The organism is Sphingomonas sp. GW821-FHT04B01 (assembly GCF_059420425.1).
This window is the reverse complement of record NZ_JBWKTR010000004.1, coordinates 159,739-183,623: the sequence shown is the minus strand read 5'-3', so window position 1 is coordinate 183,623 and position 23,885 is coordinate 159,739. Positions and strand designations below refer to the sequence as shown.

The 23,885-nt window shown below is 67.6% G+C and carries 21 protein-coding genes and 1 pseudogene; 10 read left to right on the top strand and 12 right to left on the bottom strand.

From position 1 onward, the window contains the following. The first annotated feature begins 42 nt into the window (after positions 1 to 42). From AC07UH_RS11915 to AC07UH_RS11905, 3 genes are all read left to right on the top strand, one after another. Complete coding sequence (locus tag AC07UH_RS11915; protein ID WP_169742563.1) at positions 43 to 477, top strand: MaoC family dehydratase; 435 nt, start codon at positions 43 to 45, stop codon at positions 475 to 477. 58 nt (positions 478 to 535) lie between these two features. After that, positions 536 to 1,714: an acetyl-CoA C-acyltransferase gene (locus AC07UH_RS11910; RefSeq protein ID WP_495180605.1), complete on the top strand. Its 1,179-nt coding sequence runs from the start codon at positions 536 to 538 to the stop codon at positions 1,712 to 1,714. Between the two features lie 353 nt (positions 1,715 to 2,067). Continuing rightward, complete coding sequence (locus AC07UH_RS11905) at positions 2,068 to 2,550, top strand: pyridoxamine 5'-phosphate oxidase family protein (protein WP_038661152.1); 483 nt, start codon at positions 2,068 to 2,070, stop codon at positions 2,548 to 2,550. A gap of 39 nt (positions 2,551 to 2,589) precedes the next feature. Here the strand turns inward: AC07UH_RS11905 and AC07UH_RS11900 are convergent, their stop codons facing one another. Then, positions 2,590 to 3,822 carry a polyhydroxyalkanoate depolymerase gene (locus AC07UH_RS11900; protein WP_495180604.1) on the bottom strand — a complete coding sequence of 411 codons (1,233 nt, stop codon included), beginning with the start codon at positions 3,820 to 3,822 and terminating at the stop codon, positions 2,590 to 2,592. A gap of 174 nt (positions 3,823 to 3,996) precedes the next feature. Between AC07UH_RS11900 and AC07UH_RS11895 the strand changes: the two genes are divergently transcribed. Next, on the top strand, positions 3,997 to 5,766 hold the full coding sequence (locus AC07UH_RS11895; RefSeq protein ID WP_495180603.1) for an ABC transporter transmembrane domain-containing protein: 1,770 nt from the start codon (positions 3,997 to 3,999) through the stop codon (positions 5,764 to 5,766). Between the two features lie 278 nt (positions 5,767 to 6,044). After that, positions 6,045 to 7,193, top strand: a pseudogene (locus AC07UH_RS11890) (saccharopine dehydrogenase family protein). 238 nt (positions 7,194 to 7,431) lie between these two features. Here the strand turns inward: AC07UH_RS11890 and AC07UH_RS11885 are convergent. Continuing rightward, positions 7,432 to 7,896 (bottom strand): dihydrofolate reductase, encoded by a 465-nt coding sequence (locus AC07UH_RS11885; RefSeq protein ID WP_495180602.1) that lies wholly within the window; start codon positions 7,894 to 7,896, stop codon positions 7,432 to 7,434. Next, a complete protein-coding gene (locus AC07UH_RS11880) occupies positions 7,893 to 8,687 on the bottom strand; it encodes a thymidylate synthase (RefSeq protein WP_495180601.1) in 795 nt (264 codons plus the stop codon). The genes AC07UH_RS11885 and AC07UH_RS11880 overlap by 4 nt, the downstream gene beginning before the upstream one ends. 78 nt (positions 8,688 to 8,765) lie before the next feature. On the opposite strand from AC07UH_RS11880, the gene AC07UH_RS11875 reads away from it, so the two are divergent. Then, positions 8,766 to 9,155, top strand: a complete 390-nt coding sequence (locus AC07UH_RS11875) for a JAB domain-containing protein (RefSeq protein WP_495180600.1) — start codon at positions 8,766 to 8,768, stop codon at positions 9,153 to 9,155. Positions 9,156 to 9,473: 318 nt separating this feature from the next. Here AC07UH_RS11875 and AC07UH_RS11870 read toward each other — a convergent pair whose 3' ends face one another. From AC07UH_RS11870 to AC07UH_RS11860, 3 genes are read right to left on the bottom strand one after another with little or no spacing between them, the layout of a single operon-like run. Beyond that, positions 9,474 to 10,190, bottom strand: a complete 717-nt coding sequence (locus tag AC07UH_RS11870; RefSeq protein ID WP_052075548.1) for a class I SAM-dependent methyltransferase — start codon at positions 10,188 to 10,190, stop codon at positions 9,474 to 9,476. Next, positions 10,187 to 11,314 carry a peptide chain release factor 2 gene (gene prfB, locus AC07UH_RS11865; protein WP_495180599.1) on the bottom strand — a complete coding sequence of 376 codons (1,128 nt, stop codon included), beginning with the start codon at positions 11,312 to 11,314 and terminating at the stop codon, positions 10,187 to 10,189. The genes AC07UH_RS11870 and prfB overlap by 4 nt, the downstream gene beginning before the upstream one ends. A 55-nt stretch (positions 11,315 to 11,369) precedes the next feature. Beyond that, positions 11,370 to 13,889, bottom strand: coding sequence for a penicillin-binding protein 1A (locus tag AC07UH_RS11860; RefSeq protein ID WP_495180598.1), 2,520 nt, complete (start codon positions 13,887 to 13,889; stop codon positions 11,370 to 11,372). A 505-nt stretch (positions 13,890 to 14,394) separates the two neighbouring features. On the opposite strand from AC07UH_RS11860, the gene AC07UH_RS11855 reads away from it, so the two are divergent. The 4 genes from AC07UH_RS11855 (at position 14,395) to AC07UH_RS11840 (ending at position 18,396) form a co-directional block, all read left to right on the top strand. Continuing rightward, positions 14,395 to 15,747 carry a M48 family metalloprotease gene (locus AC07UH_RS11855; RefSeq protein ID WP_495180597.1) on the top strand — a complete coding sequence of 451 codons (1,353 nt, stop codon included), beginning with the start codon at positions 14,395 to 14,397 and terminating at the stop codon, positions 15,745 to 15,747. Beyond that, positions 15,744 to 16,457: a DsbA family protein gene (locus tag AC07UH_RS11850; protein ID WP_495180596.1), complete on the top strand. Its 714-nt coding sequence runs from the start codon at positions 15,744 to 15,746 to the stop codon at positions 16,455 to 16,457. Before AC07UH_RS11855 ends, AC07UH_RS11850 begins: the two co-directional genes overlap by 4 nt. Before the next feature lie 251 nt (positions 16,458 to 16,708). Next, positions 16,709 to 17,638 carry an ABC transporter ATP-binding protein gene (locus AC07UH_RS11845; protein WP_495180595.1) on the top strand — a complete coding sequence of 310 codons (930 nt, stop codon included), beginning with the start codon at positions 16,709 to 16,711 and terminating at the stop codon, positions 17,636 to 17,638. Further along, positions 17,635 to 18,396, top strand: a complete 762-nt coding sequence (locus AC07UH_RS11840; RefSeq protein ID WP_038661182.1) for an ABC transporter permease — start codon at positions 17,635 to 17,637, stop codon at positions 18,394 to 18,396. The genes AC07UH_RS11845 and AC07UH_RS11840 overlap by 4 nt, the downstream gene beginning before the upstream one ends. On the opposite strand, the gene AC07UH_RS11835 is transcribed toward AC07UH_RS11840, so the two are convergent. The 6 genes from AC07UH_RS11835 to AC07UH_RS11810 form a co-directional block, all read right to left on the bottom strand. Continuing rightward, entirely contained in the window at positions 18,368 to 19,099 is a 732-nt protein-coding gene (locus AC07UH_RS11835; protein WP_495180594.1) for a CPBP family intramembrane glutamic endopeptidase, read from the bottom strand. The two genes, AC07UH_RS11840 and AC07UH_RS11835, sit on opposite strands and share 29 nt — an antisense overlap. A gap of 151 nt (positions 19,100 to 19,250) precedes the next feature. Further along, positions 19,251 to 20,213 (bottom strand): class II fructose-bisphosphatase, encoded by a 963-nt coding sequence (glpX, locus tag AC07UH_RS11830; protein ID WP_038661185.1) that lies wholly within the window; start codon positions 20,211 to 20,213, stop codon positions 19,251 to 19,253. A gap of 263 nt (positions 20,214 to 20,476) precedes the next feature. Next, on the bottom strand, positions 20,477 to 21,895 hold the full coding sequence (locus tag AC07UH_RS11825) for a carbohydrate porin (protein ID WP_249340645.1): 1,419 nt from the start codon (positions 21,893 to 21,895) through the stop codon (positions 20,477 to 20,479). A 129-nt stretch (positions 21,896 to 22,024) separates the two neighbouring features. Then, positions 22,025 to 22,456, bottom strand: coding sequence for a hypothetical protein (locus AC07UH_RS11820; RefSeq protein ID WP_495180593.1), 432 nt, complete (start codon positions 22,454 to 22,456; stop codon positions 22,025 to 22,027). Continuing rightward, on the bottom strand, positions 22,453 to 23,205 hold the full coding sequence (locus tag AC07UH_RS11815; RefSeq protein ID WP_495180592.1) for a prepilin peptidase: 753 nt from the start codon (positions 23,203 to 23,205) through the stop codon (positions 22,453 to 22,455). Before AC07UH_RS11815 ends, AC07UH_RS11820 begins: the two co-directional genes overlap by 4 nt. Before the next feature lies 1 nt (position 23,206). Then, positions 23,207 to 23,425, bottom strand: coding sequence for a hypothetical protein (locus AC07UH_RS11810; protein ID WP_137898751.1), 219 nt, complete (start codon positions 23,423 to 23,425; stop codon positions 23,207 to 23,209). Positions 23,426 to 23,885 lie beyond the last annotated feature (460 nt).

Sequence of the window (23,885 nt, the reverse complement as noted above, 5' to 3'; positions counted from 1 at the left end):
ACCAACGGAGGAATTGCCGTGACGACGATCAGCGCCGACCAGATGCGGGACCGGATCGGCACCGAGACCGTCTCCGACTGGGTCGAGGTCAGCCAGGCGATGATCGACCGGTTCGCCGAGGCGACCGGCGATCGCCAGTTCATCCACGTCGATCCCGTCGCCGCCGCCGCGACACCGTTCGGCGGCACCATCGCGCACGGCTTCCTGACGCTGTCGCTGATGCCGCTGCTCGCCGCGAGCGTGCCCGACGCGCCGCAGCTCGCGGGCGTGAAGATGGGCGTCAATTACGGGGGCAACAAGGTCCGCTTCCTCACCCCCGTCCGCTCGGGCAGCCGCGTACGCGGCCGCTTCCGCCTGCTCGCCTTCGACGAAAAGCGACCCGGCCAATATCAACAGACGACCGAATTCACCGTCGAGATCGAAGGCGCGGACAAGCCCGCGCTGATCGCCGAATGGATCAGCCAAGCCTTTGTTTAATATCAGTTTTCTGGATATCCACCCCACGCTTTATGCGTGAAGTTAGGGAAGTTAGCCCATGCGCTCCGCCGTCATCGTCTCCACCGCCCGCACCCCGATCGGTCGCGCCTATCGCGGCGCCTTCAACGACACCACGCCGCAGGCGCTCGCCGCCCATGCGATCAGCCACGCGGTCCAGCGCGCCGGCCTCGACGGCGCCGAGGTGGAGGACGTGGTGATCGGCGCCGCGCTCCAGCAGGGCCATCAGGCCGGCAACATCGCCCGCCAATCGGCCTTGCGCGCCGGCCTGCCGATCTCGGTGCCGGGCATGTCGCTCGACCGCCAATGCGCCAGCGGCCTGATGGCGATCGCCACCGCCGCCAAGCAGATCGTGCTCGACGGCATGGACATCGCGGTCGGCGGCGGCGTCGAAAGCGTCAGCCTCGTCCAGACCCCGCAGATGCGCGTCGCCCCCGACAAGCAGCTGATCGCGATGCACGGCGACATCTACATGCCGATGCTCCAGACCGCCGAGGTCGTCGCCAAGCGCTACGGCATCAGCCGCGAGTCGCAGGACGCCTATGGCCTCCAGTCGCAGCAGCGCACCGCCGCCGCGCAGGCCGCCGGCCGCTTCGACGCCGAGATCGTACCGCTGTCGGCGACGATGAACGTGGTCGACAAGGCGACCAAGGCGGTCAGCACCAAGGACGTCACTTTGTCGAAGGACGAGGGCAACCGCGCCGACACGACGCTGGAAGGCTTGCAGGCGCTGCAACCCGTCGTCGGCCCCGACGGCGTCATCACCGCCGGCAACGCCAGCCAGCTTTCCGACGGCGCCTCGGCCGCGGTGCTGATGGAGGAGAGCGTCGCCGCCGCGCGCGGCCTCACCCCGCTCGGCCGCTATGTCGGCATGGCGGTCGCCGGCACCAAGCCCGACGAAATGGGCATCGGCCCGGTCTATGCCGTCCCCAAGCTGCTCGAAAAGAACGGCCTGACGATGGCCGACATCGGCCTGTGGGAACTCAACGAGGCGTTCGCGGTGCAGGTCCTCTACTGCCGCGATACGCTCGGCATCCCCGACGAGCTGCTCAACGTCAACGGCGGCGCGATCTCGATCGGCCATCCCTACGGCATGTCGGGCGCGCGCATGACCGGCCATGCGCTGATCGAAGGCAAGCGCCGCGGCGCGAAGTATGTCGTCGTGACGATGTGCGTCGGCGGCGGCATGGGCGCGGCGGGCCTGTTCGAGGTGCTGTGAGGTTGAAAATCGGCAGCCGAAACGGTAAATAGGCGTCGGCAACTTCATGGGCTGCCCTCTGTTGGAGCCCCGGCCGCTGCTACGGTCGGGGCTCAATCGTTTGGGGTCCGGGCTGCCACCCGAACCCCGCCCGGCACCCTACCTTTGGCGTGCCACTTCGATGATCTTCAGGACCAAGGTCCCGAAGCTGAAGAGCACGCCCAGGATCAGGCACAGATCGGCAAGCTTCATGGGCTTACTCCTCTGTCGTGACGGCAGGAGCGCCGCCGCGAGCGATCATGACCACACCGGCCCTATCGCGCAACCAACCCCAGCGATGCTCGTTCTCCCGCCGACCCCATAGGAGAAGACGCATGGCCGATCAGCACAGCCCGCAGGAAATCGCTGCCAAGTTCCTCGAGAAGCTGCGCAGCAGCCCGTTCGTGATGATCGGCCTGATCGATGGCGAGCATTCCGAACCGATGACCGCACAGATCGACGACGATCAGCCCAATACACTGTTCTTCTTCGCCGGTCGCGACAATCGCATTGCCAAGGGCGGCGACGCCATGGCGCAGTTCGTCGGCAAGGGGCATGACTTCTTCGCCTGCCTCGCCGGCTCGGTGACCACCGACAACGATCCCGCACAGATCGACAAGCTCTGGAACAACCAGGTCGAGGCGTGGTTTCCCGGCGGCAAGCAGGACCCGAACCTGACGCTGCTGCGCTTCGACATCGACAGCGCCGAATTGTGGGAGACCGACATCTCGATCTCCGGCCGCGTCAAGATGCTCTTCGGCGGCACCATTCATGGCGACGAATCGAGCAGCCACGCCGTGGTCGGCTCGGTCGCCTGATCGAAACCGGGGCGGCCGCGCGCCGCCCCGTCATCGCGGTCAGCCGTTGGCCGCGATCCATTCCTCGACCACCGGCGCCACCCGGTTGCGCCACTTCGAACCGTTGAAGATGCCGTAATGGCCGGCACCTTCCGCCATGTAATACCGCTTCTTCTCGTCCGACAGGTTGGTCGCCAACGTCAGCGCCGCCTTGGTCTGTCCCAGACCGGAAATGTCGTCGCGCTCTCCCTCAATCGCCAGGATCCCGACGTCGGTGATCGCCGCCGGATCGACCCGCCGCCCCCGATGCATCATCTCGCCCTTCGGCAAGGCATGCTTCTGGAACACCAGCTCGACCGTCTGCAGGTAGAATTCCGCGGTCATGTCGCAAACCGAGCGATATTCCTCGTAAAAGCCTTTGGTGGCGTCGGCGCTTTCCTCGTCGCCTTGGACGAGATGTTTGAACATCTCCCAATGCGACATCATGTGGTTGCCGAGGTTCATCGACATGAAGCCGGCAAGCTGGAGAAAGCCGGGATAGACCTTCCGTCCGCCGCCCGGATACATCATCGGCACGGTCACCACCGCATTCTGCTCGAACCAGGCATGCGGCCGTTCGGTGGCCAGCGTGTTGACCGCGGTCGGCGCCTCGCGCGTGTCGACCGGACCGCCCATCATCGTCAGCGTGCGCGGACGGCTCGGGTTCCGGTCGGCGCTCATCAGCGCGACGGCGGCATAGCAGGGCACGGACGGCTGGCAGACCGCGAGCATATGCGTGCCGCCCTGTCCGTCGTTGGCCCCCATCGTCTCCAGGAACGCGATGAGATAATCGATATAATCGTCGAGATCGAAGCGGCCTTCGCTCAACGGCACCAGCTTCGCATCGCGCCAATCGGTGATGTAGACGTCGGCGCTCGGCAGCATCCGTTCCACCGTACCGCGCAGCAACGTCGCGAAATGGCCCGACATCGGCGCGACGATCAGGAGCTTCGGTCCACCCTCGACGCCTTCGCGACGGAAACGCTTGAGCTGACCGAACGGCTTCTGCAGCACGATCTCCTCGGTCACCGCGACCTCGCCGCCGTCGACGGTCGTGTGCGTCAATCCGAACGCCGGCTTGCCGCGCGTCGCCGAGGCATGGGCGAACACCTCGAGCGCCGAACTGACCACCGATCCGCCATCCATATACGACCACGGATTGGCGGGATTGCGCATCCAGTCGGCACCGAAGCTGGCCATTGCACTCGCCCCGGCCAGCATCGAGCGCTGCATTTCATAGGCATCATAGAGCATGCTGATATCTTCGCCCAAAAAGGTTGCCGTATACGTAATCCGTATCACGTTCGATGCAATCGGACCAACGATACGCTCCGATCAGTCTGAACGCCCGAGATCGCCGACGAGGCCCCTGCCCGCATCGGCCGGTGCCGTTGAGCCGCTCCCCCACGCCTGCTAGGCGCGGTAAGGATGGCCAAATCTCCGCTACCGACCACCCGCCGCCTCGGCGACCTGCGCCTCGTGTGGGATCGCGTCCTCGCCTATCCGCGCCAGCTCGCCATCGCGCTCGCCGCGCTCACCACCACGTCGGCGGCGACGATCGGCATCCCTTATGGCTTCAAGCGGGTGATCGACCGCGGCTTCACGCCCGGCGGCGAGGGCTCGGTGGCGTCCTCGTTCCATTATCTGCTGATGATCGTCGCGGTGCTCGCCATCGCCACCGCGATCCGCTTCTATTTCGTCTCCTGGCTCGGCGAGCGCGTCGTCGCCGACATCCGCACGCAGGTGCAGGCGCATCTGCTCGGCCTGACGCCGCGCTTCTTCGAGGAGAACCGCCCATCGGAGATCGCGTCGCGCCTCACCTCGGACACCACGCTGATCGAGGGCGTCGTCGGCAGCACCGTGTCGATCGCGCTGCGCAACACCTTCACCGGCGTCGGCGGCATGATCTACCTGTTCGCCTTGTCGCCGAAACTCGCGGGCATGCTGCTGCTCGGCATCCCGTTCATCATTCTGCCGGTGACCGTGCTCGGCCGCCGCATCCGCAACCTGTCGCGCGCGTCGCAGGATCGCGTCGCCGACGTCGGCTCGCTCGCCACCGAGACGCTGGGCGCGATGAAGATCGTCCAGGCCTTCGGTCAGGAACCGCGCGAGGCGCAGCGCTTCACCGCCGCGGTCGACGCCACCTTCGCCGCGGCCAAGCGCCGCATCGGCCTGCGCGCGGTGATGACCGCGATCATGATCTTCCTGATCTTCGGCTCGATCACTCTGGTGCTGTGGGAGGGCGCGACCGACGTCGCCGCCGGCCGCATCACCGGCGGCGCGATCGCCGCCTTCGTGCTGACCGGCGGCATCGTCGCCGGCGCGTTCGGCGCGCTTACCGAAGTCTATGGCGATCTGCTGCGTGGTGCCGGCGCCGCCGGCCGGCTCGCCGAGCTGCTGCGCGAACAGCCCGAGATCACCCGCCCCGCCGCGCCGATCCCGCTGCCGGTGCCGGTCAGCGGCGCGCTGACCTTCGATCATGTCCGCTTCCATTATCCGACGCGGCCGGACGTCGCGGCGCTCGAGGATTTCACGCTGGCGATCCGCGCCGGCGAGACGGTGGCGGTGGTCGGTCCGTCGGGTGCGGGCAAGTCGACGCTGTTCCAGCTCGCCGAGCGCTTCTACGATCCGGCCGAGGGCCGCATCCTGCTCGACGGCGTCGACCTGCGCGAGGCCGATCCCGCCGCGGTGCGCGCGCAGATCGCGATGGTGCCGCAGGATACGGTGATCTTCGGTGCCAGCGCGCGCGACAATCTGCGCTACGGCCATTGGGAGGCGACCGACGACGAACTCTGGGCCGCCGCCGAGGTCGCCAATGCAGCCGACTTCCTGCGCGCGCTGCCGCAGGGGCTCGACACCAACCTCGGCGAAGGCGGCGCGCGGCTGTCGGGCGGCCAGCGCCAGCGCGTCACGATCGCGCGCGCGCTGCTCCGCAATGCGCCGATCCTGCTGCTCGACGAGGCGACCAGCGCGCTCGATGCCGAGAGCGAGCGGCTGGTGCAGCAAGCGCTCGACCGGCTGATGGAGAATCGCACGACGCTGGTCATCGCGCACCGGCTCGCAACCGTCCGCGCCGCACAGCGGATCGTGGTGATGGATCAGGGTCGCATCGTCGAGGAAGGAAACCACGCCTCGCTGATCGGCCGCGGCGGGCTGTATGCCCGGCTGGCGAGTTTGCAGTTCAGCGAGGCGGCCTAGCCCTCGCCTTGACCGTCATCCCCGCCTTCGCGGTGATGACGATGTGGGTGGGACAGGTCACAGTGCTCCTGCGCAAGCAGGAGCCCAGAGCCAAGCAGAACAACCGCGTATGGCGTGCGGGACTCCTGGGCTCCTGCTTTCGCAGGAGCACTGGGCGCTTTCGCAAAGGTTTCGCTTTTGCCGGCATGACGGGAGGGCGGTGAGCGAGGACGGCAGCATCTTGATCCCGCGCCCGTCCACGCCCATCACCGGTACGGACAGCAGAACAGGAGAGACCCATGCGCGACCATGACATCATCGTCTATGGCGCGACCGGCTTTACCGGCCGCCTCGTCGCCGACTATCTCAGCCAGCAGCAGGTCACGCGCTGGGCGATGGCGGGGCGCAGCCGCGCCAAGCTGGAGGAGGTGCGCGACCTTATCGGCGCGCCCGCCGACACGCCGCTGATCGTCGCCGACGCCGACGATCCCGCCTCGCTCAAGGCGATGGCCGAATCGACCCGCGTCGTCGTCACCACCGTCGGCCCCTACCAGCTCTATGGCGCAGCCCTGGTCGCCGCCTGCGTCGCCGCCGGCACCGCTTATGTCGATCTGTGCGGCGAGCCCGCCTAGATGCGCCAGATGATCGACGCGCATCACGCCGCCGCACAGGCGAGCGGTGCGCGCATCGTCTTCTCCTGCGGTTTCGATTCGATCCCCTTCGATCTCGGCGTGCTCACCTTGCAGGAATGCGCGCGGGCGAAATACGGCCACCCCGCGCCGCGGGTGAAGGGCCGCGTCCGCGCGATGCAGGGCGGTTTCTCCGGCGGCACGGCGGCCAGCCTCAAGGCGACGCTCGCCGCAGCGGCGCGCGATCCGTCGATCCTCGGGTTGCTCGCCAATCCTTTCGCACTGACGCCGGGGTTCAGCGGCCCGCACCAGCCGACCGGGCTGTTCCCCGAATTCGACGCGACGCTCAACACCTGGGTCGCGCCGTTCATCATGGCGGCGATCAACACCAAGAACGTCCATCGCACCAATTTCCTGCTCGGCCACCGCTACGGCACCGATTTCATCTACGACGAGATGATGGTCGCCGGCCTCGGCGAGATGGGCAAGGCCGCCGCCGAGGCGATCGCCAAGCTCAATCCGCTCGCCAGCGACAAGGGACCCAAGCCCGGCGAAGGCCCGAGCAAGGCGGAGCGCGACGCGGGCCATTACGACCTGCTGTTCGTCGGCCTGATGCCGGATGGCGCACGCTTCGACGCGGTCGTCACCGGCGATCGCGATCCCGGCTATGGCTCGACCAGCAAGATGATCGCCGAGACCGCACGCTGCCTGCTCGAAACCGAAGGCGCGGGCGGCGTGTGGACGCCGGGCGCGCTGCTCGGCACGACGCTGCGCGACCGGTTGCAGGACAAGGCGGGCCTGACCTTCACCGCCGGGTGATCGAAACCTCTGCGAAAGGTCGCATCATCGGCTGTTCACCATAGTGCTCCTGCGCACGCAGGAGCCCAGGGCCAAGAACCCGACGCCTTGTGGGGTGTGGAACTCCTGGGCTCCTGCGTTCGCAGGAGCACCGGGGGGCGTTTCCAAAGGTTTCGACTAGCTCCCGGGTGACAAAAGGGCGACGCTTCGGCGAGCATCACCTTCCCGGAATCGACAGGAGACCAAATATCGATCCGGCCTAGCGCACCAACGTCACGAAACTATAGGCCGGTCGCTCGCCTTCGGCGGCGACGTCCTCCCGCGCCACCTCACGCCAGCCGTCGAAGCTCGGCATCGTCACGTCGCCCTCGGCGGCGCAATGCACCTCGGTCAGCTCGATCCGGTCCGCCCGATCGCGGAACAGCGCGAACACCTCCGCGCCGCCGATCACCGCGACGTCGTCCCCCGCCAGTGCCAGCGCGGCATCGACGTCGTGAACCACCTCGGCGCCGGCCGCCGCCCAGCTCCGGTCCCGCGTCAGCACGATATGCCGCCGCCCCGGCAAGGGTGCGGGAAAGCTCTCGAACGTCTTGCGCCCCATCACCATCGGCCGTCCCAGCGTCATCGCCTTGAAGCGCTTGAGATCGGCGGGCAGCCGCCACGGCAAGCCGCCGTCGCGGCCGATCACGCCATTGTCGGCGCGCGCCAAGTGGAAGCTGATCACACCGACACCGCCGCCTTGATATGCGGCTGCGCGGCATAATCGTGCAGTACGAAATCCTCATAGCCATAGGCGTCGATCGATTCGGGCCGCCGCAGGATCTCCAGCCGCGGCAGCGGCCCCGGCGTCCGCGTCAGTTGCAGACGCGCCTGATCGAGGTGGTTGGTGTAGAGATGGCAGTCGCCGCCCGTCCAGATGAACTCCCCCACCTCGAGCCCGCATTGCTGCGCGAGGATGTGGGTCAGCAGCGCATAGCTGGCGATGTTGAACGGCACGCCGAGGAAGATATCCGCCGACCGTTGATAGAGTTGCAGCGACAGCCGGCCGTTGGCGACATGCGTCTGGAACAGGCAGTGGCACGGCGCCAGCGCCATCGCGTGAAGGTCGCCGGGGTTCCAGGCGGAGACGATCTGGCGACGCGAGGCGGGCTGCGTCTTGATCTGCTCGACCAGTTCCGCGATCTGGTCGATGTGCCGACCGTCCGCCGCCACCCAGTCCCGCCATTGCTTGCCGTAAACGGGGCCGAGGTCGCCCGCCGCGTCTCCCCATTCGTCCCAGATGCGGACCTGCTGCTCCTGCAACCAGCGCACGTTGGTGTCGCCGCGCAGGAACCAGAGCAATTCGATGATGATCGAGCGCAGGTGCAGCTTCTTGGTGGTGAGCACCGGAAAGCCCTGCGCCAGATCGAAGCGCATCTGCGCGCCGAAGACGGACAAGGTGCCGGTGCCGGTCCGGTCCATCTGCTCCGCGCCGCTGGTCAGCACGCGGTCCATGAGATCGAGATATTGCCGCATGCGCGACGCGTACCGCCTGCGGCCGATTTGGGCGAGCTTTTTGCTGCGTAGCGCGGGTGGCTGCGGCAAGGATCGCTGGTGCCGGATCTCTCTGCTCCGATCGTGATCGCCGATGCGCGCGCGGCTGCCGTCCTGCTCACCGGGCTGGCGGACGCGGCGATCGAGCGCGCGGTCGTGCTCTATCTTGATCCGCAATGGACGCTTCTCGGCCGGTCCGACTTCGTCGGGTCCGCCGATACGGTAACGCCGCCGCTGCGCACGATCATCGCCGAGGCGCTGCGACTCGACGCGACGGCGCTGGTTTTGGCGCACAACCATCCGCGCGGCAGCACCCGGCCGAGCGCCGCGGACATGGCCTATACGCGCGCGCTCGCACGGGTGGCGGACGCGCTCGATCTGGTGCTGGCGGACCATCTGATCGTCGCGGGCGCCGAGGTGACGAGCCTGCGCGACGCAGGACTGATCTAGGCGGGTTCGCCCCCAGGGCTTTGCGGGAAAAGTCCTCCCCTAGTAGGGCAGGGCAATTGCATATGGACGCTCGTGTGAGCCTGTCGTCTTCCAAGCCCACTCCGTCACCCCGGACTCGTTCCGGGGTCCACCCTGCGGCGAGGAGAAAGGCTTTATTCGACACCGTTCTCTCGCGGCCCGGTGGACCCCGGAACGAGTCCGGGGTGACGAATCTAATGGGGAAATTGATTGAGCCTCATCACTGCAGCCATATGCGATAGCCCTCCCCCTGACGGGGAGGAATTCGACTGAATACGATCTCGCTCGGCGCGTCCCCGCCTAGCGGAGGACGCAGGGCTTGATCGCTTCCGGCTCGGGCCGCGGGCCGACCGCGCGGAAGGTCGCCAGATAGCCGCCGGCGGAGGGCATCTCCGTCATCGACACCTGGCGATAGCCGACCGCCTCGAACTCGCAGCGGAGCAGCGCCGGCGGGGTGCCGTGATTCTGCGTCTGGCGATTGGCGTCGACGACGACGACCAACCCGTCGGGCTTCAGCGCCGGCCGCAGCCGCCACAGGAATTCATAGGGCTGCTCGATCTCGTGGTACATGTGGACCATCAGCACGCGGTCGAAGCTCGCATCGGGCAGCTTGGGGTCGGCGGGCGCGCCCAGCCGGACCGAGACGTTCTCCAAATCCTCGCGCGCGACGCGCTCGGCGAGCATGTCGCGTACGCTGGCGACGATATCCTCCGCCAGCACGCGCCCCGCCTTGCCGACGCGGCTCGCCAGACGGATCGTGTAATAGCCCTCGCCCGCACCGATGTCGGCGACGGTCATGCCCTTGGCGATACCCGCCTTGTTCATCACCTCGCTCGCCTCGTTGAGTCGGTCGCGCGCCTCCTCGTTCGACCAGCGCGCCGAGACGATATGCGCCACCGGCCGATCCGCCACGGGAAAGAGCATCGGCTGTTCGTCGCGCTTGATCAGCGGCTTGGACCCGTCGCACGCGGCCAGCGCCAGCACGGACGCGACGATCAGGGTCCGGCGCAGGCTCAATCCACGTCCTCCACCTCGACCTTTTCGCCGGTCACGCGCTGCGACAGCGCCGCCGCCATGAACGGATCGAGCGCGCCGTCGAGCACGTCGCTCGGTGCGGTCGAGGTCGTGCCGGTGCGCAGGTCCTTCACCAGCTGATACGGCTGGAGCACGTAGCTGCGGATCTGATGCCCCCAGCCGATATCGGTCTTGGTGGCGTTCTCGGCATTGGCCGCCTGTTCGCGGATCGCGAGTTCGCGCTCGTACAGGCGGGCGCGCAACTGGTTGTACGCCTCCGCCTTGTTCTTGTGCTGCGAACGCTGGTTCTGGCACTGCACGACGATGCCGGTCGGGATATGCGTGATGCGCACCGCCGAATCGGTCGTGTTGATGTGCTGGCCGCCCGCTCCGCTCGCGCGATAGGTGTCGATGCGCAGGTCGCTTTCATTATATTCGACCTGGATGTCGTCATCGATGACCGGATAGACCCAGACGCTCGAGAAACTGGTGTGGCGCCGCGCCGCGCTGTCATAGGGGCTGATCCGGACCAGCCGGTGCACGCCGCTCTCGGTCTTGGCATAGCCATAGGCGTTCTCGCCCTTGACCAGCAACGTCGCCGACTTGATCCCCGCCTGTTCGCCGGCATGATAGTCGATCAGCTCGACCTTCATGCCGCGGCGTTCCGCCCAGCGCGTGTACATGCGCTGCAGCATGCCCGCCCAATCCTGGCTCTCGGTGCCGCCGGCGCCCGAGTTGATCTCGATATAGGTGTCGTTCGCGTCGGCCTCGCCGGCGAGCAACGCCTGGATCTTGTCGCGGTCGGCTCGTTCCGCCAGCGCGGTGAGCGCCTCGACGCCCTCCGCCTCCATCGCAGTGTCGCCCTCGGCCTCGGCCATCTCGATCAGCTCGACGGTGTCGTCGAGCTCGGACTGGATCGCGCGCGTCGCGGTGATCGCCTCGTCGAGGCGCCGCCGCTCGCGCATCACCTCCTGCGCAGCCTTGGGGTCGTTCCACAGCGCCTGGTCCTCGACGCGGGCGTTGAGTTCGTCGAGACGGCGGAGCGCACGGTCCCAATCGAGGAACCGGCGCAGCAATGCCAGTGCCTCTTTGATGCTGTCGACGTGGGACTGCGCTTCGGCGCGCATGGGAACTCTCCGGGTAAGCTGAATGGCGATGGAAGCGCCTATGTAGGAGCAGGCGCTAGTAGATTCCGCCTTGTCTTTGCAAGAAATCGCTGTCGCGGGGCGTATTGGCCGCGCGGGTGGGTGCGCTGGCCGCCGCCGCGGCGGTCGGTGACGGCCCGCGATGGATCGCGCGGCGCGGCTCGCTCTGCGGCTTGAACGCCTCCCAGATCACCGCCGCCTTGGGATCGGCGTCGGTCGGGAAGGTGCCGTAGACCGGCCGCCCGCTCGCCCGGTCGATGCGCACCATGCGGATGCCGGCGGGCGCGCGGAACGGGATCTTCTCGAGTCCCTCATACGCCTTGACCGCGAACTCCTTGAAGATCGGCGCGGCGAAGGTGCCGCCCTGCGCATAGCCGCCGAGGTTGGTCGGCGTGTCGTAGCCGACGTACAGCCCGCCGATGAACTGCGGCGTACCGCCGACGAACCAGACGTCGGTCGGCCCGGTCGTCGTGCCGGTCTTGCCGAACATCGGCCGGTCGAGATCGCGCAGCACGACCGCGGTACCGCGCTGGATCACGCCCTCGGTGATATGGACCATCTGATAGGCGGTCATCGCGTCGATCACCTGCCGCGCGCGGTCGCCGGGGCGCGGCATCGCCTTGCCGTCCCAGTCGCGCGCGTTGCAGCCGTCGCAGGCACGCCAATTCTCGGGCAGGATGACCTTGCCGTGGCGATCCTGGACGAAGTCGATCAGCGTCGGCGCGTGCGCGCGGCCGTTGTTGGCGAGCGTCGCATAAGCGTTGACCATGCGGCTGACCGTGGTGACGCCGGCGCCGAGCGCATTGGCGAGATAGGGCTGGTAGTCGCCCACCCCCATCCGCTTCATCACGTCGACCACCTTGGGCATGCCGGTGGTCGCGGCGGCGCGCACGGTCATCAGGTTGCGCGACTGTTCGATGCCCCAGCGCATCGTATGCGGCCCGGCGGCGCGCATATTGCCGAAGTTGCGGAAGCATTTCTGCCCGAGCCGCGCACCCTGATAGACGCAGAACGGCCCGTCGATGATGATCGACGCCGGCGTCATGCCATTCTCCAGCGCGGCGGAATAGACGATCGGCTTGATCGTCGAGCCGGGCTGGCGCAGCGCCTGCGTCGCGCGGTTGAACGCCTGCAACCGGCTGTCGAAGCCGCCCTGCATCGCCAGCACGCGCCCGGTCGCCGGCTCCTCGACGACGAAGCCGCCGGAGACCTTGGGGACGGAGCGCAGGCTGTATTCGCCACCCGCCGGCGCCACCGCGATGATGTCGCCCGGCTCGATCGCGCCGAAGCTCGTACCGCCCTTGCCGCGCACCGGCATTTGGGCGTTGCCGCGCGGCAGACGACCGGTCTGGCCGTCGCTGAACCCGATCTGCCACGCGTCGCCGTCGCGCGCGATCACGATGCCGGCACGCCAGTCGCTATAGTCGAGCCCGATATTGGTGTTGAGCAACGTCTGCAGCCAGTTGTCGCCGTCGACGTCCTTATGCGCGATCGGCCCGGCCCAGCCGCGGCCGCGATCGTAGCGCAACAGGCCATCGCGCAGCGCCTCCGCCGCAAGATCCTGCAACCGCGTGTCGAGCGAGGTGCGCACCCACAGCCCGCCCTGATAGACGCCATAGGGGCCGTCGCGCGCGGTCTCCCCGAACCTGCCGATCAGCTGGCGCCGCACCTCCTCGACGAAATAGCCGCCGACGCGCTCGAATTTCGGCGTGCGGCGCAGGATCGTGCCGAGCGGCTCGCCCGCCGCCTGGTCGTGCTGTGCCTGGGTGATGAAGCCGTTGCGCAGCATCTCGCCGAGCACGTAATTGCGCCGCGTCATCGCGCGATCGGCGTGGCGGACGGGATCGTAGTTCGACGGCCCCTTGGGCAGGATCGCCAGATAGGCGAGCTGCGCGAGGTCGAGCTCGTCGAGCTCCTTGTCGAAATAGGCGTGGCTCGCCGCCTCGACGCCGAAGGCGTTCCGCCCCAGCGCGATCTGGTTGAGATACAGTTCGAGGATCTGCGGCTTGGTCAGCGTATCCTCGATCTTATAGGCGAGGATCGCCTCCTTGAGCTTGCGCGTCGGCGAATAGGCGTTGCCGATCAGCAGGTTCTTGGCGACCTGCTGAGTGATGGTCGAGCCGCCCTTGGCGCGCCGGCCGGTGCCGAACTTGCGCGCATAATCGATCACCGCGCCGCCGAGGCCGGGATAGTCGACGCCGTGATGCTCGAAGAAGGTCTTGTCCTCCGCGGCGAGGAAGGCGCGGACGAGCATCGGCGGATATTCGGCGAAGCTCAGTTCGACGCGCCGTTCGCGGGCGTAGGACTGGATCGGCGTCCCGTCGATGCCGCGCACGTTGGTGGGCAGCGGCGGTTCGTAGGTGCGCAGCTGGTCGACCGAGGGCAGGTCGCGCAGGATCGTCACCCACAGCACGCCATAGCCGATCGCGGCGAGCAGCGCGAGGATCGCCAGCCCCTTGACCCACCAGCGCCGCCAGACGCGACGCACGAGGCCGCGCAGCCCGCCTTGATCGCGGAATGCGGTGAATCGGGAGGTGCGGGGAGCTTCGGACGCCATGGTTCAGGCGCCGGCGTGTAGCAGGTTCGCGCCCGGTTGCCACCCTCACCCCACCTGCCCCGTCATTCCGGTGCACGCCGGGATGGCGGGGGAGAGCCGGTCGAAGATTCCTCCCCCTCCACCACTCGGCATGCGCCGAGCGGTCCCCATCCCCCCTTCAGGCAGGGCTATCGCATCTGCCTACGCTGATGAGGTTCAATCGGTTTCATCATTGGATCCGTCACCCCGGACTTGTTCCGGGGTCCACCCAGCCGCAAGAGAATGGTGTCGACTTGAGCCTTTCTCCTCGCCGCAGAGTAGACCCCGGAACAAGTCCGGGGTGACGGGGTGGGCTTGGAGGTCGGCGGGTTTGGATCAAGGTTCATGTGCGATAGCCGTGCCATTGCGGGGAAGGAATTTACCGCCACTCATCCCCCGTTCAGCCCGAGGCGCGCACCGCTTTCGTCGTGACCTCCCCACGCCGCCCGCCTATACTCACGCCGTGATCTTCCGGACCGTCCCCAGCATGAAACGTCTCGCCTGCTTCGCCGCCGTCGCGGCGCTCGTCTCCGCTGCGCCCGTGCAGGCGCAATCGATCCTGCGCGATGCCGAGACCGAGTCGATGTTCAGCGACATGGCGGTGCCGCTGGTCAAGGCGGCCGGCCTGTCGCCGCGCGACGTCAAAGTCGTGCTGATCAACGACGAATCGATCAACGCCTTCGTCGCCGGCGGGCAGACGGTCTACGTCCACTCCGGCCTGTTGCAGGCGGCGGTCAACGCCAACCAGGTGCAGGGCGTCATCGCGCACGAACTCGGCCATATCGCCGACGGCCACGTCGTCCTCGCCGACAACGGCATCAAGCCGGCGATGCATATCACCTTGCTGTCGATGGTGCTCGGCCTCGCCGCGGTCGCCGCCGGCGCGGGCGAGGCCGGCGCGGGATTGATGGCGCTCGGCCAGTCCGCCGGCATGGCCAAATATCTCTCGTTCAGCCGGACGCAGGAAAACTCCGCCGACGCCGCCGGTGCGCGCTTCCTCAACGCCGCCGGGGTCACCGGCAAGGGCATGCTGAGCTTCTTCAAGACGCTACAGCAGCAGGAATATCGCTACGGCGTCGAGAATATCGATCCGTTCATGCAGACCCACCCGCTGTCCGGCGAGCGGATCGCTAATCTCACCGCGGTGCTGCAGAATTCGCCGGCGTGGAGCAAGCCGTCCGATCCGGCGCTGGAGGAGCGCTTCCGGCGCGTGAAGGCGAAGCTGGAGGGCTATGTGTTGACGCCAGACCGGACGCTGAAGGATTTCCCCGAAAGCGACGGCAGCATCTACGCGCATTACGCCCGTGCCTATGCCTGGCATAAGGCCGGCTATCCCGACAAGGCGGACGCCGAATCGGTCGCGCTGATCAAGGCCAAACCCGACGATCCCTATTTCCAGGAGATCCGTGGCCAGATCCTGCTCGAGGCCGGCCGCCCCGTCGACGCGCTTCCGCCGCTACGCGCCGCCACCGAAGGTTCGCGCAACAATCCGTTGATCGCCACCACCTTCGGCCACGCGCTGATCGCGACCGAGAACAAGGCCAATTATCCCGAAGCGATCAAGGTGCTGCGCGTCGCGGTCGGTCGCGACGACGAGAATCCGTTCGCCTGGTATCAGCTCGGCACCGTCTATGAGCTGACCGGCGACACGCCGCGCGCCGCGCTCGCCACCGCCGAGCGTGCCAGCATGGAGGGCGACCACCGCACCGCCGCGCAGAGCGCGCGCTATGCGCTCGCCAACCTTCCCGCCAACACGTCCGATTGGATCCGCGCGCAAGACATTGCGATGGCCGCGCAGAACGACATGGACGACAATCCGAAGAAATATAAGAAACGATGAGCCGTTATACCTTGCCGCTGGTCGCGGTGCTCGGCGGCCTGATTGGCGCCGGCGCCGTGTGGAGTTCCGAGCGTTTCACATCACCGGGGGGCGCCGATCGGGCGCGGATCGAGCGCGTCGTCCACGATTACGTTCTTTCCCATCCGGAGATCATCCCGCAGGCGATGCAGGCGTTGCAGGAGCGCCAGTCGGGCGAGACGGTCGCCGCCAATCGCGACGCGATCCTGACGCCGTTCGGCAGCGCCTGGGCCGGCAATCCCAAGGGTGACGTCACTTTGGTCGAATATTTCGATTACAATTGCGGCTATTGCCGTGCGTCGCTGCCGATGATCGCCGACCTGCTCAAGCGCGATCCGAACCTGCGCATCGTCTATCGCGACTTGCCGATCCTGTCCGAGGCGAGCCGCACCGCAGCGCGCGCGAGCCTCGCGGCGGCACAGCAGGGCAAGTTCCTCGGCTTCCACGACGCGCTTTACGCGGGCGGGCCGGTGAGCGACGCCTCGATCAAGGGCGCCGCGGCCCGCGCCGGAGTGACGCTCGCCGGGCTCGACACCGGCACGATCGATGGCGAGATCGCCAAGAACATGGCGACCGCCGCCAAGCTCGGCATGAACGGCACCCCGAGCTGGGTGGTCGGCAACCGCGTACTGTCCGGCGCGCTGCCGGTCGAGGAACTGGAAAAGGCGATCGCCGCCGCGCGGGGGAAATAGGCCCCCGCTTCCCACACACTGTCATCCCCGCGAAGGCGTGGATCCATACGCGCAGGCCTCACGGCAAGAACCGCATCGTCAGCGTCTATGGATTCCCGCCTTCGTGGGAATGACAATGGTCGAGGAGGGTATCGCCACCCTTCGTCATCACTTTCGCCGAAATGACGAAAATGAACAGCAACCCCAAGGATATCACCCCCTTACCAACCGACACCCCCCGCCCTATCTCCGGCCCACTCCGGGGGACCCCAATGCCAGAACAGATTCTCGCCATCGCCGGCGTCTCCAAGACGTACAAGGGCGGTTTCACCGCGCTCCATCACGTCGACCTGACGATCAACAAGGGCGAAATCTTCGCGCTGCTCGGCCCCAATGGCGCCGGCAAGACGACGCTGATCAGCATCATCTGCGGCATCGTCACCCCCTCGACCGGCACGATCCAGGTCGCCGGTCACGACGCGATCACCGACTATAAGGCCGCCCGCCGCCGCATCGGCCTCGTGCCGCAGGAACTGTCGGTCGACATGTTCGAGACGGTGCTCGCCACCGTCACCTTCTCGCGCCGGCTGTTCGGCCGCTCGGGCCACAGCGCCTATATCGAACAGGTGCTGCGCGACCTCTCCCTGTGGGACAAGCGCGATTCCAAGATCATGGAACTCTCGGGCGGGATGAAGCGCCGCGTGCTCATCGCCAAAGCGCTGGCACACGAGCCGGAGGTCCTGTTCCTCGACGAACCCACCGCGGGCGTCGACGTCGCGCTCCGCCGCGACATGTGGAAGCTGGTCCACGGCCTGCGCGAGCGCGGCGTGACGATCATCCTCACCACCCATTATATCGAGGAGGCCGAGGAGATGGCCGACCGCGTCGGCGTAATCGACAAGGGCCGGCTGCTGCTCGTCGAGGAGAAGGCGGCGCTGATGCACAAGCTTGGCAAGCGCGAGCTCGACCTGACGCTGGTCGAGCCGCTCGACGCCGTCCCTGCGGGCCTCGAACGCTGGCAGCTCAGCCTGCAGAGCGACGGCAAGGTGCTCCGCTACGTCTTCGACGCGACCGAGGAACATACCGGCATCCCCTCGCTGCTGCGCGAACTCGCCGAGCGGCATATCGGCTTCAAGGATCTGGAGACCTCCAAATCCAGCCTCGAGGACATTTTCGTCGATCTGGTGGGACAACGCGCATGAACCTCCACGGCGTCTGGGCGATCTATCGCTTCGAAATGGCGCGCTCGCTGCGCACCCTGTGGCAGAGCCTCGTCGGGCCGGTGCTGACCACCAGCCTGTATTTCATCGTCTTCGGCGGCGCGATCGGCAGCCGCATGCAGAGCGTCGACGGCGTCGGCTACGGCAGTTTCATCGTGCCGGGACTCATCATGCTGTCGCTGCTGACGCAGAGCGTCGGCAATGCCTCGATCGGCATCTATTTCCCCAAATTCACCGGCACGATCTTCGAACTGCTGTCCGCGCCGGTGTCGGCGATGGAGATGGTGCTCGGCTATGTCGGCGCGGCGGCGACCAAGTCGGTGGTGCTCGGCGTCATCATCCTCGCCACATCGGCCTTCTTCGTGCCGATCCGCGTCCTCCATCCCGGCGCGATGATCGCCTTCCTGCTGCTCACCGCGATCGCGTTCAGCCTGTTCGGCTTCATCCTCGGCATCTGGGCGAAAAGCTTCGAACAGCTCAATTTCGTGCCGATGCTGCTGATCACGCCGCTGACCTTCCTCGGCGGCAGCTTCTATTCGATCGACATGCTGCCGCAGCCGTGGCGGACGGTCAGCCTGTTCAACCCGGTCGTCTATCTGGTCAGCGGCTTCCGCTGGAGCTTCTTCGGCAAGGGCGACGTCGATATCGCGGTCAGCCTCGGCGTGACGCTCGGCTTCCTCGTCGTCTGCCTCGGCATCATCGCCTGGATCTTCAAGAGCGGCTGGCGGCTGAAGAACTGAGCCGCCGCCGCACCCGCGCCGACAGCGCCGGGCGCAGCGCGAGCGCGTTGAGATCGACGAGCACGTGGACGCCCATCGGCACCCAGAGCGCGCCGGTCCCCATGTAGAGCGCGGTCAGCAGCCCGCCACCGACGAAGGTCGCCGCCATGCCGACCCGCCCCTGATAGCGGTGCATCGCGGCGAAGGCGGTGGTGGCGACGATCACCCCGGCGAGCCCCGAGCCGGTCGCCAGCGCGACGATCAGCGGCAGCCAGAGGCGGTAGAACAATTCCTCCGCCGTCCCCGCCGACAGCGCCAGCGCGGCGGCAGGCCAGAGGTCGGCGTTGCTCGTCGGCATCACCGAGCGCGCGTCGCCCGCAGTCCATGGCGCCCGCCCGCGCCGCGCCCGCCACCAGGTGAGGATCAGCCCAAGCAGGCTCCCCGCGCCGAGCCCGATGGCGACGGTCTGCGCATCGATCGTGCCGGGCGGCATGCCGAGATAGAAAGCGAGCGGCAGGAATTCCGCGGGCAGCGTGCCGATACCCGACAGACGCTGCATGACGAGCAAGCCGACAAGCGCGGTAACGCCATAGCCGAGCCACAGCGTCGCCGCCCAGCGCAGATGACGCGCGCCGAACGCGATACGCCGCCACGCGAACATCCGCCCGCGTCGCAACAAGACGAGCTGATAGCCGACGGTAAGGACGAGGAGGATGGCGAGCATTCAGATCACTTCGTCACCCCGGACTTGTTCCGGGGTCCACTCCGCGGCGAGGAGAAGGGTTGGAGGCGGCACCGCTCGCCTGCGGCACTGTGGACCCCGGACCAAGTCCGGGGTGACGACCGCCTAGGATAACCGCACTTCCCGCCCCGGATCAATCCGTGCGGTGTTCGCCCTTCACCCAGCGCACCGTGCCGGTCGAGGCGCGCATGACGACGCTCTCGGTGGTCATCTTGCCCTTGCGGCGCTTGACCCCCTCGAGCAGCGACCCGTCCGTGACGCCGGTCGCGGCGAAGATGCAGTCGCCCTTGGCCAGCTCTTCGAGGTCGTATTGCTTGTCGAGGTCGTCGATGCCCCATTTGTGCGCCCGCGCGCGCTCGTCGTCGTTGCGGAACAGCAGCCGGCCCTTGAACTGGCCGCCGACGCAGCGCAGCGCCGCGCAGGCCAGCACGCCCTCCGGCGCGCCGCCCGAGCCCATATAGACGTCGATCGTCGTATCCGGATCGGCCGTCGCGATCACCCCCGCGACGTCGCCGTCGCCGATCAGCATCACGCCGCAACCGATGCTGCGCAGCTCGGCGATCAGCGCCTCGTGACGCGGCCGGTCGAGTACGCAGGCGATGATCTCGTGCGGCGCGACGCCCTTGGCGGCGGCGATCGCATGGACGTTCTCCGTCGGCGTCCTGTCGAGGTCGATGACGCCGGCGGGCAGGTTCGGGCCGACCGCGATCTTGTCCATATAGACGTCGGGCGCATTGAGCAGGCCGCCCTTTTCGGCGATCGCCAGCACCGCGAGGCTGTTCGGTCCCGCCTTGGCGCAGATCGTCGTGCCCTCCAGCGGATCGAGCGCGATGTCGATCGCCGGACCGTTGCCGGTGCCGACCTTCTCGCCGATGAACAGCATCGGCGCCTCGTCGCGCTCGCCTTCGCCGATCACCACGGTGCCGTCGATGTCGAGCTCGTTGAGCGCCGCGCGCATCGCCTCGACCGCGGCGGCGTCGGCGGCCTTTTCGTCGCCGCGCCCGGTCAGCGTCGAGGCGGAGATCGCCGCCGCTTCGGTGACACGCACCATCTCGAGGACGAGGACGCGATCGAGGACCTGGCTGGCGGCTTGCATGCTATACCTCTGTTTAACGTGTATAACAGCGGTGTACCCCGGCGGAGCGGCAACGACAAGCGCCAACGCGTCTCGCGCCGGGGCGCTTTCTGAGGCTCGCGAGGCAGCGGCGCAGTGTTCCTGCGAAAGCAGGAACCCAGGGCCAAGCAGGCCAGCGCTTGTGACTCCTAGGCTCCTGCTTTCGCATGAGCACGGTGACGTTTGAGAGGTCCCGAACAAATTCGGGGGTGACGATGCGGGTTGGGAGGATCGTACCCCACCCCTCACAGCGTGATCGCCGCCTTCATCCCCAATACGCCGACGTCATGCGCCTCGCGCACCCCGCCGGGATGGTGGATATATTGCAGGTTCGGCCTGAGCTCGAGCCAGTCGGCGGGGTGGATGCTGTAATAGACCTCCGCGGCATATTCGGCATGGCGCACCGGCGTCCCCGGTATCAGCCGGTCGGCGGTCGCGGCGCGGCCGTTGACGTTGGTCCGCGCGGCAGCGACACCGAGCACGTCGCCCGGCACCGCCGGCACCAGCCCCTTGTAGAACACCCCCAGCGACACCTGATTGTCCGTCACCGAGGTCGCCCGGTCCGCCTGCGTGACATTGGCGAACATCGACAGGCCGGTCAGCGCCTTGCCGTCCTTCGACGTACCGGTGAGCTGCTGCTGCATCGTCCCGTAGACACCGTAGCGACTCGTATGCTGGAGCGGCGACAGGCCGGTGACGACGCTGGGATTGCGGTTGACGTCGAGCAGCACGTCGTCGCCGCGCGCGGTGCCGAGCCACGCGCCGACCTTGTACGAACCGACCTGCCCGTCGTCGCCGCCGCGCGTCCAGCCGACCTCGACCGGGATCAGCGCGCCGGTCGCACCGTGGAAGCGCCAGACGAAGAAGTCGTTGTCGAGATTGCGCGGATTGATCTCATAGACGCCGCCCTGCACGTACAGGTCGCGCGGCAGATCGACCCGGACCCGCGCACCCCATTGGCCGACGGGCCAATTCTGCCAATAATCGCCGACGAGATTGCCCGGCTGCGCGCCGCAGAAGCTCAAATTCATGAAATGGCACGAGAAGACCGCGAAATCCTCGCCCGGATTGGTGCGGCCGAGCTTGATCTCGACGCGCGGGCCGATCCGCTGCTCATACCATAATTGCGTCACACGCACCGTCTGGCCGCGGCCATAGACCTCCTGCACCTGCTGCAGCGAATCGATGCCGGCATCCGCGGTCAGGTTGCGCCCGCGCCGCCACGTCACCGTCGCCTGGAACGCGCCGCCCGTCAGCCCGGCGAGCTTGTCGAGGTCGAGCAGGACGCCGGCGTCGAACTGGCCGGTCTCGCGGAACAGCTTTCGGTCGCCGCCCGCGACATTGTACCCGCTTTCCGAGGCATAACGCGCGGTGACGCCGATCCCGCGCTGGCCGAGCCGGGTGCGGATTTCCTGCCAGTCGCCGATCAGGCCCGGCGGCGGCGCACTCTGCGTGTCGCCGATCAGTGCCGAGGGCGAGGTATCGCGGGTGCGGGCGATCGCGGTGCGCGGCCGGTGCTGGGTATCGCCCTGACTGCTGTCGGGGGTCGCCTCGGCGGTGTCGGGCGGCGGCGCGGAGGCGCCGACATCGACCTGTTGGGCGTGCGCGGTGCCGGTGAGCAACATGGCAATGGAAAGGCTGGCGAATACGAAGCGTAGCGTCATCGAAGGTCCGTCGGAGCAACGCGGAGACCCGCCCCCGCAGGGTCGACAACGGACCGAAACGCCATTGGTTCGCCAGCCGAAACGATTTTGGCGATTGTGGCCGATCGGCAACGCTTGCCGCGTCGGGCCTCAGCTGCGACAGCCGATCAGGCCCGCGACCGGCACCGCGATCGCATCCTGCCCCGGCCGCTCGATCTGCATCGACCCGCTCGGCACCCGCGCCCCCGCGGTCAGCCCGTCCTGCTGGACGATCTCCATCGCCAGCCGCACGCTGAGATCGCCGCCGCGATAGTCGATCGCCTCGGCGAAGCCGAGCCGTCCCGGCCCCTCGCCGTCGCCGCTTCGTGCCAGATCGATCGTCTTGCCGCCGATCGACAGGCGCAGCGTCGCCGGATCGGCGACCGCCATCGCCACCAATTGCCGGTCCGCTGGGTTCCACAGATAGGCGGCACAGCCCTTGGCCGGCAGCCGCTGCTGGCCGATCGGTCCGAGTACGGACGGCGCGGCGGGGGCAGCGGGCGCGGCGGCTTGGGCGACGACGGCGAGGAACAGCGCGATCATGGCGCGATCGTTACCATGGCCAGCCACGCCGGGTAAGCCGCCACGCCGAGCAATGCGCCGAACGGCAGCGCGGTGTCGCGTGCCATGCGCCGCCCGCTGAGATGCGCGAACACTGCGACCCCCAGTCCGACCAGGCTCGCGATCACCAGCACCGCCGGCAGCATCCGCCAGCCGAGCCACAATCCGATCGCCCCCATCAGCTTGGGATCGCCGCCGCCCATCCCCTCGCGGCCCCGCCACGCCCTGTAGCCCAGCGCGATCCCGGCGAGCGCCGCATAGCCGGCGATGCCGCCGATCAGCCGGGCCGCCAGCGCGGGCGCCAGCCCCACCGCGCCGCTCGCCAGCCCGGCCAGAGCGAGCAGTGCGGTCAGCCGGTCGGGCAGCCAGAAGGCGACGATGTCGAGCGCCGCGAGCGCCAGCAGCAGCCAGCCGAACACCGCCCCCGCCACGCCGGCCCAACCGGGTGCGACCGCCCCGGCCAGCATGCCGATCGCCAGCGCCGCCAGTTCGATCCACAGATGGCCGGGATCGATCCGCGCATCGCAGCCCCGGCACCGCCCGCGCTGCGCCACGAAGCTGACGATCGGCACCAGCTCGACCGGCGCGAGCGTCCGCCCGCATGCGTCGCACGCCGACCGTCCGTCCGCGATCGAACGCCCCGCCGGCCAGCGGATCACCAGCGCCGCGATGAAGCTGCCGAAGATCGCCCCCAGCCCGCCGAGCAGCGCCGCCCAGCCGACGGCGCTCACGTCATGCCCCTTCGGTCTGCGGGTCGGGATCGCGGATCAGATAGCGATAGACACCGAGCAGATCGATCAGCAGCAGCACGATGTTCTGCGATCCCAGCGCCCAGTCGCGCATCACCGCCGCACCGACCAGCCACGCGACCGCCGACAGGCAGAACAGCACCATCGCCCAGCCGGTATCGCGCCGCCCCCAGTCCAACGCCACGACGGTCGCCGCAATCATCCCGCTGATCGACGCAAACCACCGTATAGGCTCGATATATTCTTCCATGGCGACTGAGCGAGCGGGCGTGGGATTGTATCCCGCCGATCAATTCCTCCGCCTTCAGGGGCAGGGCTATCGCATATGGCTGCGGTGTTGAGGATCGAGCCGCTTGCCCATGGTCTTCGTCACCCCGGACTCGTTCCAGGGTCCACCGGGCCGCAAGAGAATGGTGTCGGATCATGCCTTTCTCCTCGCCGCAGAGTGGACCCCGGACCAAGTCCGGGGTGACGAGGTGGATTTGGCAGACGGCGGACCCATACCGACCTTCATATGCGATAGCCCTGCCGCCAAGGGGAGGATTGAGAACGGCCTTTCCTCCCGCGACCATTATGCCGACCGGCAGCAACGCTGGACCTGCCGTATCCCGTCATTGCCCCGCCCCCTGCCACACCCTAGATCGCCCTCAACTAGAAACACC